The sequence below is a fragment of the Labrys wisconsinensis genome (genome assembly GCF_030814995.1).
Taxonomy (GTDB): domain Bacteria; phylum Pseudomonadota; class Alphaproteobacteria; order Rhizobiales; family Labraceae; genus Labrys; species Labrys wisconsinensis.
The window spans coordinates 747,340-759,640 of sequence record NZ_JAUSVX010000001.1 but is presented as its reverse complement, the minus strand read 5'-3'; the positions used below and the strand labels follow the sequence as shown (position 1 = coordinate 759,640).

Here is a 12,301-nt window from a genome sequence, read left to right as displayed (position 1 = left end):
TCCTCAATAATCGGCGCGGCCGCCGGAAATGTCGAACACGGCGCCCGTCGTGAAGCTGCAGGCGGGGCTCGCCGCCCAGCCGATGGTCGCGGCGATCTCCTCGACCGTGACGAGGCGGCCCATCGGGATCTTGGCCTTGGTCAGGGCGATGTGCTCGGGCGTCATCTCCGCCAGGATCGCGGTCTCGGCCATGACCGGCGTGACGGCGTTGACCGTCACGCCGGCGGTCACCACCTCGCGCGCCAGCGCCTTGGTGAAGCCGATGACGCCGGCCTTGGCGGCGCAATAGGCGGAGACGCCGGGCGTGCCCTCCTTGCCGGCGATCGAGGCGACGTTGACGATGCGGCCATAGCCGCGCCCGACCATGCCCGGCACCAGGGCCCGGCAGCACAGGAACACGCCGGTGAGGTCGATGGCGAGCACGCGCTCCCACTCGCGCAGGGGATAGTCGGCCACCGGCCGGACCGGCCCGTTGATCCCGGCATTGTTGACGAGGATGTCGACATGCCCGAGGCGGGCCTCGGCCGCGCGGGCGGCGCGGGTGACGGCGCCCTCGTCCGCCACGTCGACGCGCTCGACCAGGGCCGGCGCGAAGCCCGCCGCATCGGGATCGAAGCCGTCGGGGTCGACGTCCCAGAGCGCGACGGCGCAGCCGCGCCCGGCGAGGTGCAGCCCGACGCCGAGGCCGATGCCGCGCACGCCGCCGGTGATCACGGCCGTCTGGCCGGCAAGGTCCTGGGACATGGCGGGTCTCCGTGGGGATGGGGGAGGCCCGGCCCGGGCGGGCCGGACCGGGACGGCGGCTCAGCGGGTGGCCTTGGCTAGGGCGTCCTTGTAGCCCTTCTCGATCGCGCTCCGGGCGTCCTCGGGCGACATGTCGCGCAGCACCATGCGCTGCGCCGCGTCGCCGATGACCTGGTGGAAGGCGGTGAGCGCGATGGAATAGGACAGGAACTGGCCGCGGCTGGCGATGAGCTGGGCCCATTCCTTCTGGCGCTGGCCGTCCGGGGTCTTGAACAGCGGGGCGTTCTCGTAGACCGAGGCGCGCGCCACCACCTCGCCGCCCTCGGCCGCGATGGCCTGGGCCTCGGGGCTGCCCATGAACTTGACGAACTGCCAGGCGGCCTCCTTCTGCGCCGTGTTGGCGTTGACCGCGACGGTGTAGCCGTAGGCAGCCATCTTGCCGTCGGGGGCGAAGGCCGGCGGCGGCGCCCAGGCCAGATCCTCGCCCGCGCCGCCCTGCTGGATCGCCCGGAAGCGGAACAGGCCGTAGGTGGCCATGGCGACGTTGCCGGCGCGCAGGCCGTCATGCACCTCGTTGTAGCCGAACTGGACGCTGGCCTTCGGCGTGGCGCCGCACTTGCCGTAGAGATCCTTGATGGTGCGCAGCGTCTTGAGGAGCTGGTCGGGATCGATGGTCATGGCCTTGCCGTCCGCGGCGAAATAGTGCCCGGTCGTCTCGGTGGCCATCGAGGAGAACATGTTCTCGGCCAGGGGCTGGGCGCCGCCGAGGCCGCCGCTGGTGCCGAGCGGCACGGCATAGCCGATGACGGTGCCGAGCTTGCTGAGCTTGCCGCCGGCCTCGCAGACCTCCTCGAAGGTGCGCGGCGGGGTGACGCCGGCCTTCTCCAGCAGGCTCTTGCGGTAGATCAGGATCGGGATGCGGAAATCCTGCTGCATGCCGTAGAGCTTGCCGTCGATCTTGGCCGCGTCCAGCGGGAGCAGCCAGTCCTTCATGTCGACCTTGTCGCGGGCGATGAGATCGTCGAGCGGCAGCACGGAGCCGGTCGCGACGAATTCCGGGGCGTTGAAGTTGTTGACCCGGAACACGTCCGGGCTGCCGGCCCGGCTGCGCAAGGCACGCATGCTGGCCTGCTGGTTGGAATCGACCTCCACCCGCACCGTGATGCCGGGATTGGCCTTCTCGAAGGCCTCGACCATGCGGCTCTGGGCCGCGGCGCGCGGATCCTTGGTGTTGGTCGGGTCGAGGAAGGTGGCGTAGACGATCTCGACCTTGCCGGCCTCCTGCGCGCCGGCGCCGCCGGCGAGGGCGACGGCCAGCCCCGCCGCCAGGGCAAGGCCCAGGCGTGCCGGTCTTTCCATGCCAGACATGTGCGTTCCTCCGATGGATTGTTGAGATTGCGCCGGCAGCCGATGCCTCAGCCCTTGACGGCTCCGGCGGTGAGGCCGGCGACGAACCATTTCTGGACGAGGCCGAACAGGATCATGACGGGGAGGGAGGCCATTATCGCGAAGGCCATCATGTAGGACCAGGAGATGCCGACGGCGTCGAAGACCTGGTTGACGAGCGCGACCTGCAGGGTGCGCTTGCCGATATCGGGCGCGAACACGGCCACGGTGATGTAGTCGTTCCAGATGGTGACGATGCCGATGACGGCGATCGCCGCGATGCCGGGCTTGATCAGCGGCAGGACCAGGCGGGTGAGGATCTGCAGGCGGTTCGCCCCGTCCAGGGCGGCGGATTCCTCGATCTCGATCGGCACCGCGTCGATGAAGTTCTGCAGGAACCACACCGTCTGCGGCGCGACGCGGGCGGCGAGCAGGACGACGATGACGAAGCGGTCGTTGAGCAGGCCGAACGCGTCGAGCACGTAGTAGGTCGGCACGAGCACGGCGACGCCGGGGACCATCGACGTCGCCAGGATCACCATCATCACGAGCTTCTTGGCCGGAAAATCGAAGCGCGAGGCGGCATAGCCGGCAGGAATGCCGACCAGCAGCGCCACCAGCACCGCGCCGACGGCGTAGAGCGTCGAGTTCCACAATTCGAGGAGGAAGCCCTGATAGGCGAGGACGCCGAGATAGTTCTCGAAGGTGAGCGGGGAGGGGATGATGGTCGGCGGCAAAGCGACGGCCATCACCTCGGTCTTCAGCGAGGTCGCCAGGCCCCAGGCGATCGGGCCGAGCACGACGGCGGCGACGAGGAGCCCGAGGCCGCGCTGGGCGAGGCCGGCCAGCGGGCGGGCCGACATGGACGACGACATGGCGCGCTCCTATCCCGTGACCCGCCCGGTGAGGCGCGTGTAGATCGCCCCCAGGACGATGTTGATCGCCAGCACGACGACCGACAGGACGGCGGACGGGCCGATGTCGACGCTCTGCACCGTGCCGCGGAAGATCTCGAGGCTGAGCGTGGTGGTGGCGTCGAGCGGGCCGCCGCCGGTCAGCACGATCAGCAGCGTCACCAGCGTGAGGTAGATGATGGCGAGGTTCAGCCCGGTGCTGCCGAGCGTCGGCACGAGATGCGGCAGCGTCACATAGCGGAATCGGTGCCAGGCATTGCCGCCGTCGATGGCGATCGCCTCGTAGAGCTCGGCGGGGATCGACTGGATCGTGGCGGTGACCATGACCATGACATAGGGGAACGACCACCAGGCCGTGACCAGGATGGTCAGGGCCAGGGCCAGATCGGGATCGCCCAGCATCAGGCCCGGCGAGAGGCCGGCCTCGCCGAGGAAATAGGCCACCGGACCGAAGGACGGGTTCAGCATCCACAGCCAGATCGAGCCGACCACCGCCATGGACAGCGTCCAGGGAAACAGGGTGAGGACGCGCAGGACGCCGCCGGTCGTGCCGATGGCGTTGAACAGGAGCGCGACGGCCACGCCGACGGCGAGCGAGAGGACGAGCGAGCCGGCGAGATAGACCAGCGAGATCGTCGCCACGCTCCAGAACGAATCCGATCCGAGCACGTCGACATAGTTGCTGAGCCCGACGAAGCCCTGCAGCTGGAAATAATTGGTCTTCTGGAAGCTCATCCAGACGACGAAGGCGGCGGGGTAGATCGTGACCAGCCCGAGCAGGGCCAGGACCGGCACGAACCAGAGGAGCGGCATGGGGCGGTGCCGCGCCCGGCGGCCGCCCGTCGCCATGGGAAGGGTCTCCCCGGGGGTGAACCGAGCCGATGCAGACATGGTCGTGCCACCCATCCCGTCGCCGCTTCCCTTCATGTCGGCGCCGCAGCCGATCTTCACTAATGGAACGTTATTCCGATAATCAAGGCTGGTCAACCGCCACCGGAACGGCCGGCTCGGGCGAGGACGGGCCGACGAGCGAGACGCGATAGGGCCAGACCTCCGACAGGCGCCGGGCGGTGTCGCAGACCTGCGCCGCGATCCGGGCGAGGGCAGGCTCGGCGAACCGGTGGATCGGGCCGGCGATGCTGACCGTGCCGACGGCGATGCCGGCCTGGAAGATCGGCGCGGCGATCGCGCCGACGCCCGGCTCGGCTTCCTCCTGGGCGATGGCCCAGCCGCGCTCGGCGGTCTCGTCGAGGGCGGCCGAGAAGGTCTCGCGGGTGCGGATGGCGCGCGGGCCGCCGATGCCGGGCTGGCCGAGGCCGCTCTCGGTGGCGCGGCGCAGCGCCTCGTTGCGCGGAAGGGTGGCGAGCCAGGCCTTGCCATTGGCGGTGGCGTGCAGCGGGACGCGCGCCACCAGCTCGGGCTGGTAGACCAGGCCGCTGCGGGCGCCCTGGGAATGGGCGATCCAGGTCAGGCCGTCGGCGCCGGCGATGGCGAGGCGGCCGAGGCTTTCCGTGGCGCGGGCGAGCTCGTCCAGCACCGGCTGGCAGATGTCGGGAATGCGGGTGCCGACCAGCAGCCGCTGCCCGGTGATCGCCAGGCGCAGGGACAGCCGGTAGAACCCCGTCGCGGGATCCTGCTCGGCCCAGCCGAGCTCGCAGAAGGTGGCCAGCAGGCGGTGGGTGGCGCTCTTGGGCAGGTCGAGGCGCCGGGCGATCTCGCCGAGCGGCAGCGTCTCGGCCTGCTCGCTCAGGAGCGTGATCAGATCGAAGCAGCGCTCGACGAGGGATTTGACAAGACGCATCGGAGCACTCTAGCCTCGCTAGTGGAACATCATTTCATTAACACCGCGGTCGCTCCGGCGCAAATGCCGGACCGCCCGCCGCCGGTCAGTGCCCATGCCCCACGCCCCGTTCGGACCCACGCTGCTGCAAGGCCGGGTCGCCCTCGTCACCGGCGCCGCCCGCGGACTGGGGCGGGCCATGGCGGCGGCGCTGGCGGGAGCCGGCGCCCTGGTGGTCGTCAACGATCTCGCCGCGGTGGCGGCCGAGGCCTGCGCCGCCGACCTCAGCGCCGACGGCGGCAGGGCTGCCGCTGCCGCCTTCGACGTCTCCCGGTCGGACGCCGTGCACGCCGCGATCGACGGCATCGTCGCCGCGCATGGGCGCCTCGACATCCTGGTCAACAATGCCGGCATCGGCGATTTCGTCGGCTTCGACGACATCACGCCGGACAAGTGGGAGCGGATGCTGGGCGTCCATCTCACCGGAGCCTTCAATTGTTGCCACGCGGTGCTTCCGTACATGCGGGAACGCCGTTCCGGCAAGATCCTGAACATCTCGTCGGTGGCGGGCAAGCGCGGCGACTTCATCGGCAATGCCCATTACACCGCCGCCAAGGCGGGCATCGTCGGGCTCACCAAGTCGCTGGCCATGCACGCCGCGCCCCACGGCATCAACGTCAACGCCCTGGCGCCGGGCCTGGTGGCCACCGAGCTCTCGGACGGGATGAGCGAGGCCATGCGCGCCACCACCATCGCCCGCATCCCGGCCGGGCGGCTCGGCCGGCCGGAGGAGATCGCGGCCGTTGCCCTGTTCCTGGTGTCCGACGCGGCGAGCTACGTCGTCGGCGAGACCGTGAGCGTCAACGGCGGCTCCTACATGGACTGACGGGCGGCGTGGCCCATCAATCGGAGTTTCGCATGCGTCTTGCCCTGTTCGACGTCAGCCACTGGCATTTCCCGCTCTATGTCCCCGCCCTGGAGCGGCCGGGCATCGAGATCGTCGGGGTCTGCGACGGCGAGGGCATCGCCGGTCCCGCGGTCGCCAGGCGCTTCGGCTGTCCGCTGGTCCCGCGGGAAGACCTGCTCGCGGCGTCGTTCGACTTCGCCCTGGTGTTCAGCCGCCATGTCGACATGCCGGCCGTCGCCGAGGCCCTGATCGAGCGGCGGCGCCCGTTCCTGATCGAGAAGCCCTGCGGCCTGACCAGCGCCGCCGTGCGCCGGCTCGACCGCCTGGCGCGAGAAAGCCATGTCTTCGTCACCGTGCCGTTCATCCTGCGGGTCAGCGATCTGCCGGTCCGGCTGACCGACGGCGGCGCGCTCGATCCGGCGGGATTCCAGCACCTGTCGTTCCGTTTCGTCCCGGGGCCGCTCTCGCGCTACGAGGCCTCCGCGCCGTGGATGCTGCGGGCCGACCAGGCCGGCGGCGGATCGGCCATCAATGTCGGCGTCCACTTCTACGACCTCGTCAGCGTCCTCACCGGCTCGCCGGTCGTCTCGGTCGGCGGGCGCACCCAGCGCTTCCGCGCCGACGCCGACGTGGAGGAGCTGGCCGTCTTCACCCTGGCGACCGCCTCGGGCCAGATCGCCGGCGTCACCACCGGATATCTCTATCCCAACACGGCCGGAGACCAGCGGGAGTTCAGCTTTTCCGTGGCGCATCGGGACGCCTATTTCCAGGGCTATGCCGACCGCCTCGCCGTCAAGCGGCCGGGCCGGCCGGAGGCGGAGCGGGGGACGATCGACTACGAGACCGACCGCTTCTATCCCGCGTTCCTGGACGAGGCGCTGCGCCGCCTCGCGGACGGCCGTCCGCCGATCGCGGGCCTGCCCGAGGCCGCGCACGCCCTGGCGGTGGTCGAGGCCGGCTATCGCTCCGCCCGGCGGGGCGGCGAGGTCGTCGCAGTGGAGACGGGCCCGTGACCGATGCGGTGACGCGTGCCCGCGACGCGCTGCTCGCGGCGGAGGCGGGCGGTGCCCCCGGCGAGCTGCCGGTGCTGACGCCGGCCGAGGTCTACCGCGTCCAGGCCGCCGTGCTGGCGGCCCGCGGCACGCCGGTGCTCGGCTGGAAGGTGGCGCTCGTCGGCGGCGAGCCCGTTGCCGCCCCGATCACGGCCGTTGCGCCGTCGGGAGCGATTCTGACGGCCGCCCCCGGGCGCACGACGCGGATCGAGACCGAGCTCGCCTTCCGGCTCGGGCAGGACCTGCCGCCCGCGACCGCCTATGCCCGCGCCGACATCGTGGCGGCGATCGCGGCGGTGCATCCGGCCTTCGAGATCGTCGGGGCGCGGCTGGGCGAGCCGCCGGCCGTCCCCTTCGCCGCCTTCCTGGCCGACCGGCTCGGCAATGCCGGCTTGGTCGTCGGCGAGGCGCCGGCGGATGTCGGCGCCGGCATGCCGGCCCGCGCCGTCCTGACGCGCGAGGGCCGCGAGATCGCCGCCGGCCCGCATCCCCACGGCGATCCTCTGGCCGCGCTGCTCGCCTGGGCGAATGCCCGGCAGGACGCGTGCGGCGGCCTCAGGGCCGGCCAGTTCGTCATCACCGGATCGTTCACCGGCGCGCCGGCCGTCGAGGCCGGTGCGACCTATCGCGGCTGCTTCGAGGGCGGAGGCTGCGTCGCCGCCGTCTTCCGCAGCCCATCGGGAGAGCGGTGACGGCACGGCCCGGTCGGGCCGGCGCGGATTTGCAGGGAGGTATGTCATGGCGTTGGCTGGAGCCGGCGTGGTCGCCATCTGGAACGACATCACGGACGAGGGCCGTGCCAATTTCTACGAATGGCACAATCGCGAGCATATGCCGGAGCGCGTGGGCATCGACGGCTTCCTGCGGGGCCGCCGCTACGTGGCCGAGCCGGGCGAGGGCGATCCGCTCTATTTCACGCTCTACGAGGTGCGGAACCCCGCCGTGCTGAGCGGCAGCGCCTATCGCGCCCGCCTCGATGCACCGACGCCCTGGACGCGCGAATCGGTCAGGCATTTCCGCAACGTGGCGCGCTCGCTCTGCACCACCGAATGGAGCCGCGGCGCCGGGTCCGGCGGCTTCCTCGGCACGCTGCGCTTCGACAGCGATCCGGCCGCCGACGAGCGGACCATGCAGCGCCTCACCACGGCGCTGCAAAGCCTGAGCGAAACGCCCGGGCTGGTCTCCGCCCATGTCTGCCGCGCCGATGTCGGCGCCAGCACGGCCAAGACCGCCGAGCAGGCCGGACGGCCCGAGAACGCGGTGCCGCGCTGGGTCGTCATGCTGGAAGGCACGGTCAAAACAGCGGTGCGCGAGGCGCTCGCCGGCCCGCTCGGCGATGGCGTGTTCGGCGACGTGCTGCCCCTCGGCGCGGCGCGCGGCCTCTACAGCCTGCAGTTCGACATCCTGAGCGGCTGCCAGGCGCCGGCCGTCTGAGCACGCCGGGCGATTTCGCTTGCGTTTTGCGCGATACGGCCGAGGGCTCTGGTCTCGGCCGTGCGAAGGCGGGGCTCCGTGGACCTCCGACCCTGACCGGAGAAGCCTCCTGGGTTATATCTCCGCGTAACTCAGGAGGCTTTGATGACCACTGCAAAGCTGCGCAAGGTCGGCGGATCGCTGATGCCGGCGATCCCGCCGGCGCTGCTGGACGAACTCGGCGTCGGCGTGGATACGGCGGTCGATACCGTCGTGCGCGGCGACGAACTGGTGATGCGTCCGGCCCGCAAGCGCTACACGCTCGACGAGCTGCTGGCGCGCTGCGATCCGGCGGCGCCGTCTTCGGACGAGGATCGCGCCTGGCTCGGCGACGGCCCCGTCGGATGCGAGGCGGTCTGAGGCGATGCGGCGCAGAGAGATCTGGCACGTCGACCGCGATCCCACCCTCGGCCGCTTGAACAGGAGAGCATGGCCGTGATCTCGGGTGGCGCACCCGTAACGTCCCCTCGTCCTTTCAACAAGAAAAGGGGCGGACCGGAGCCCGCCCCCATCTGGTGGCATGAAGCCTTGTTAACGGAGAGGCCACGCCGCGTTCCTTGCTAGAACGCGGAGATAGTAGAGGCCGGCCGAACCAGGCGCAAGGCCTTGCATGCCGTTGGGGAAGACGGCACCATTTCCGACGAGCCGGGGGACATGCGGAATGGGCACACGCTTTGCGTTCGACATCGGAACGAACTCGATCGGCTGGGCCGTCTGGCGGACGGGGCCGGATCTCCATGGCGTCTATGGTCCCGACGCGCCGCTCGAACTGCTGGATGCCGGCGTGCGCCTGTTCAAGGACGGCCGCAATCCGAAGGACGGCAAGTCGCTGGCGGAGATGCGGCGTGGGCCGAGGCAGGCCCGCAAGCGGCGCGATCGTTTCGTCCTCCGGCGCGACGAGCTGTCGGCGGCTCTGATCCATGCTGGCCTGATGCCGGCCGATGCGGTGCAGCGAGGTGCGCTTTCCGGCCTCGATCCCTATCTCCTGCGCGCCAAGGCGCTGGACGAGGCGCTGACGCCCCACGAGCTGGGGCGCGCCATCTTCCATCTCAACCAGCGCCGGGGCTTCAGGTCGAACCGCCGGGCGGACCGCAAGGACGGCGAGAAAGGCAAGATCCGCCAGGCGGCGGAGGCGTTGCGGGAGGGCCTGCGGGCGACCGGCAGCCGAACCCTGGGCGAGTTCCTGTGGCTGCGGCATCGCAACCCGGAACTGCGGCGCAAGTCTGCCGCGGTGGAGCAGGCCGGCCGGTCCGGCAAGCCCGACCTGCGGTCCTCGCGCCTGCGCCTGCCCACGCGCATCCGGCTCGACGGCCAGGGCGCCAAGGCGCTCTATGCCTTCTATCCCACCCGCGACATGGTCGCCGACGAGTTCGACGAGCTCTGGCGCCGCCAGGCCGTGCACCATCCCTCTCTGCTGACGCCGCAGGCTCGCGACTGTATCCGCGCGATCCTGTTTCGCCAGCGCCCTCTCGAGCCGCCGCCGGTCGGGCGTTGCACCTTCGTGCCCGACGAGGAGCGCGCGCCCAAGGCGTTCCCCTCCGTGCAGGCCCGCGAGATCTATGAGCGGCTGGCGCATCTGCGCTTGAGCACCGGCCCGATGGCCGACCGGCCGCTGCGGCCGGAGGAGCGCGATGTGCTGGCGAGTGTCCTCCTCAACGAGGACAGGCTGACCTTCGTCAAGATGCGCAAGGCGCTGAAGCTCGGCGGCGATGTGAAGATCAACATCGAGGAGACGGGCGAGAGCGAGCTGACGGGGTTGCGAACGAACCGGATCCTGGCCAAGGACGACCACTATGGCCCCGCCTGGCGCGGGCTGCCGCTGGCGGACAAGGACGCCTTCGTGGCCAAGCTTATCGACGTGGTGGACGAAGAGGCGCTGATCGCACGGCTGATGGCGGAGAACGGCCTGACACGGGCCACTGCCGAGGCCTGCGCCGCCGTTCCCTTGCCCGAGGGCTATTCGCGCCTCGGACGGACCGCCAATGCCGCCGTCCTCGATGCGCTGCGGACGCAACGGGACGAGAGCGGTTTCGTCGTCCCCTATGCCGAGGCGGTGCGGCGCGCCGGCGCGAGGCTCGGACGCGACTGGCACCATTCCGACCTCGACATTCGCAGCGGCATGCCGGCGCCGGCGCGGATCCCGCCGCTGGCCTACTACGCCGAGCTCCTGCAGCGCCACGTGCTCCCGGGCTCGATGGACCCGAAGGACACCGGAGACGACGCGAAATATTGGGGGCGGATCAACAATCCCACTGTGCATATCGGCCTCAACCAGCTCCGGCGCGTGGTCAACCGGCTCGTCGCCGTGCATGGCCACCCCGACCAGATCGTGGTGGAGCTCGCGCGCGAATTGAAGCAGACAGAGGAGCAGAGGCGGCGCGAGCAGCAGCGCAACCGCGAGAACCGGACCGAGAACGACAGGCGGGCCCGAGAGCTCGAATCGCTCGGCATTCCCAGCACCGGCGAGACGCGGGCCCGGCTCAAGCTGTTCGAGGAGCAGCAGCGCACCGGCCGCGGCGTGGCCCAATGCCCGTTCTCCGGCCGGCCGATCGGCCTCGAGAAGCTGTTCGGCGCCGAAATCGAGGTCGAGCACATTCTGCCGCGGTCGCGCACGCTGGATGACAGCGCGGCGAACAAGGTGCTGTGCTACCGCGACATGAACCGCATCAAGCGCGGCAAGACGCCATTCGAGGCGTTCGGCATGACGCCGGACTGGCAGGACATCGCGGCTCGGGCCGAGGGGCTGCCGCCGAGCAAGCGCTGGCGCTTCAAGCCCGACGCCATGGCCCGGTTCGAGGGACGGGCAGCCGGAAGCAGCGACGATGCCGAGCTGCGGGAGATGGGGCTCGACAGCGGCTTCCTGGCCCGCCAACTCAACGAGACCAGATATCTCTCCCGTCTCGCCAGGGCCTATCTGCACCATGCCTGTGTCCGGCGCTGCCGCGAGGGTGGGCTGGAATATGGAGACGTTTATGTGACGCCGGGCACGCTTGTCGGGCTGCTGCGCGGCAAATGGGGGCTGAACACGTTGCTCTCCGACGACAACCGCAAGGAGCGCACGGACCATCGCCACCATGCCCTCGACGCCATCGTCATCGGCGCGATGACGCGCGGCTGGCTCAATCATCTGGCGCGGGAGGCGGGCCGGGCGGAGGCGACGGAATACGACGCGGTGCTCGGCCAGGTGCCGTGGCCCTTCGAGCGCTTTCGCGACGCGGTCCGGGACCAGCTCGTCCGGTTCGTGGTCTCTAACAAGCCGGAGCACGATCCGGCCGGCGCCCTGCACGAGGATACCGCCTACGGCCTGGTACGCGATCCCGCCGAGGCGGCGGTGATCGGCAACCTCGTCCGGCGCAAGCCGGTCGCCGACCTGACGCCAGGCGAGGTCGACGCCGTGCGCGACGCGGCGTTGCGCCGATCGCTGCGGGAGCGGGTGGCGCCGTTTCGCGACGTCGCGGGCAAGATGAGCGACGAGAAGGGGTTCAAGGCCGCGCTTACGGCCTTCGCCGCGGAGAACGGCCTGCGGCGCGTGCGCATCGGCAAGGAGGATGCCAGCGCCGTCGCTATGACCGAGCGCCAGACCGGACTGACCTACAAGGCGGTGGTGCCGGGCGAGAATGCCCATATCGACATCGTGGCGATGCGGGACGGGTCCTGGAAGGGGTTCGCCGCCACGCTGATCGAGGTCAACCGGCCGGGGTGGCGGCCGCAATGGGAGCGCGACAGGCTCGGCGGCAAGCTGGTGATGCGCTTGCGCAAGGGCGATATGGTGGAGCTGGAGAGCGAGCGCGGCGGGCGCGTCGTCAAGACGGTCCAGCAGCTGTGGATGAAGCAGAACCTCGTGGTCTTGGCCGAGCACCGCGAGGGCGGCGACCTGCAAAAGCGCCACAGGACCGACAATGAGATCGATCCGTTCCGCTGGGATTTCGCCAATATCGGCAAGCTGCGCCAGCGCGGTTGCGTGGCGGTACGGGTGGACGAGATCGGGCGCGTGAGCCGGCGACGGACGAACGTGTGATGGAGCGGCTCCGCCGGCGCGTCCCGG

The 12,301-nt window shown here is 70.5% G+C and carries 11 protein-coding genes; 6 read left to right on the top strand and 5 right to left on the bottom strand.

Annotated features, from left to right (window positions below):
- Positions 1-3 precede the first annotated feature (3 nt).
- The 5 genes from QO011_RS03420 to QO011_RS03400 all read right to left on the bottom strand — a co-directional run bounded on the left by QO011_RS03420 (position 4) and on the right by QO011_RS03400 (position 4,845).
- Positions 4-744: an SDR family NAD(P)-dependent oxidoreductase gene (locus QO011_RS03420; protein ID WP_307267681.1), complete on the bottom strand. Its 741-nt coding sequence runs from the start codon at positions 742-744 to the stop codon at positions 4-6.
- A 60-nt stretch (positions 745-804) separates the two neighbouring features.
- Complete coding sequence (locus QO011_RS03415) at positions 805-2,112, bottom strand: ABC transporter substrate-binding protein (RefSeq protein WP_307267677.1); 1,308 nt, start codon at positions 2,110-2,112, stop codon at positions 805-807.
- A 47-nt stretch (positions 2,113-2,159) separates the two neighbouring features.
- On the bottom strand, positions 2,160-3,005 hold the full coding sequence (locus QO011_RS03410) for a carbohydrate ABC transporter permease (protein ID WP_307267674.1): 846 nt from the start codon (positions 3,003-3,005) through the stop codon (positions 2,160-2,162).
- Positions 3,006-3,014: 9 nt separating this feature from the next.
- Positions 3,015-3,893 (bottom strand): carbohydrate ABC transporter permease, encoded by an 879-nt coding sequence (locus QO011_RS03405; RefSeq protein ID WP_307267671.1) that lies wholly within the window; start codon positions 3,891-3,893, stop codon positions 3,015-3,017.
- Positions 3,894-4,017: 124 nt separating this feature from the next.
- Entirely contained in the window at positions 4,018-4,845 is an 828-nt protein-coding gene (locus tag QO011_RS03400) for an IclR family transcriptional regulator (protein ID WP_307267668.1), read from the bottom strand.
- A 94-nt stretch (positions 4,846-4,939) separates the two neighbouring features.
- Between QO011_RS03400 and QO011_RS03395 the strand changes: the two genes are divergently transcribed.
- From QO011_RS03395 to cas9, 6 genes are all read left to right on the top strand, one after another.
- Positions 4,940-5,710, top strand: a complete 771-nt coding sequence (locus QO011_RS03395) for an SDR family oxidoreductase (RefSeq protein WP_307267665.1) — start codon at positions 4,940-4,942, stop codon at positions 5,708-5,710.
- Between the two features lie 32 nt (positions 5,711-5,742).
- Entirely contained in the window at positions 5,743-6,744 is a 1,002-nt protein-coding gene (locus QO011_RS03390; RefSeq protein WP_307267662.1) for a Gfo/Idh/MocA family protein, read from the top strand.
- Complete coding sequence (locus QO011_RS03385) at positions 6,741-7,475, top strand: hydratase (protein WP_307267658.1); 735 nt, start codon at positions 6,741-6,743, stop codon at positions 7,473-7,475. The genes QO011_RS03390 and QO011_RS03385 overlap by 4 nt, the downstream gene beginning before the upstream one ends.
- Positions 7,476-7,521: 46 nt before the next feature.
- A complete protein-coding gene (locus QO011_RS03380) occupies positions 7,522-8,217 on the top strand; it encodes a hypothetical protein (RefSeq protein WP_307267656.1) in 696 nt (231 codons plus the stop codon).
- A 144-nt stretch (positions 8,218-8,361) separates the two neighbouring features.
- A complete protein-coding gene (locus tag QO011_RS03375; protein ID WP_307267653.1) occupies positions 8,362-8,616 on the top strand; it encodes an AbrB/MazE/SpoVT family DNA-binding domain-containing protein in 255 nt (84 codons plus the stop codon).
- A gap of 301 nt (positions 8,617-8,917) precedes the next feature.
- Positions 8,918-12,274: a type II CRISPR RNA-guided endonuclease Cas9 gene (gene cas9 / locus QO011_RS03370; RefSeq protein ID WP_307267650.1), complete on the top strand. Its 3,357-nt coding sequence runs from the start codon at positions 8,918-8,920 to the stop codon at positions 12,272-12,274.
- Positions 12,275-12,301: the final 27 nt, after the last annotated feature.

Excerpts from the sequence above, each read along its gene's own strand:
- QO011_RS03410 (WP_307267674.1), bottom strand. The coding sequence starts at position 3,005 with ATGTCGTCGTCCATGTCGGCCCGCCCGCTGGCCGGCCTCGCCCAGCGC.
- QO011_RS03405 (WP_307267671.1), bottom strand. The coding sequence starts at position 3,893 with ATGGCGACGGGCGGCCGCCGGGCGCGGCACCGCCCCATGCCGCTCCTC.
- QO011_RS03390 (WP_307267662.1), top strand. The coding sequence starts at position 5,743 with ATGCGTCTTGCCCTGTTCGACGTCAGCCACTGGCATTTCCCGCTCTAT.
- QO011_RS03415 (WP_307267677.1), bottom strand. The coding sequence starts at position 2,112 with ATGTCTGGCATGGAAAGACCGGCACGCCTGGGCCTTGCCCTGGCGGCG.
- QO011_RS03395 (WP_307267665.1), top strand. The coding sequence starts at position 4,940 with ATGCCCCACGCCCCGTTCGGACCCACGCTGCTGCAAGGCCGGGTCGCC.
- QO011_RS03400 (WP_307267668.1), bottom strand. The coding sequence starts at position 4,845 with ATGCGTCTTGTCAAATCCCTCGTCGAGCGCTGCTTCGATCTGATCACG.
- QO011_RS03375 (WP_307267653.1), top strand. The coding sequence starts at position 8,362 with ATGACCACTGCAAAGCTGCGCAAGGTCGGCGGATCGCTGATGCCGGCG.
- cas9 (WP_307267650.1), top strand. The coding sequence starts at position 8,918 with ATGGGCACACGCTTTGCGTTCGACATCGGAACGAACTCGATCGGCTGG.
- QO011_RS03380 (WP_307267656.1), top strand. The coding sequence starts at position 7,522 with ATGGCGTTGGCTGGAGCCGGCGTGGTCGCCATCTGGAACGACATCACG.
- QO011_RS03420 (WP_307267681.1), bottom strand. The coding sequence starts at position 744 with ATGTCCCAGGACCTTGCCGGCCAGACGGCCGTGATCACCGGCGGCGTG.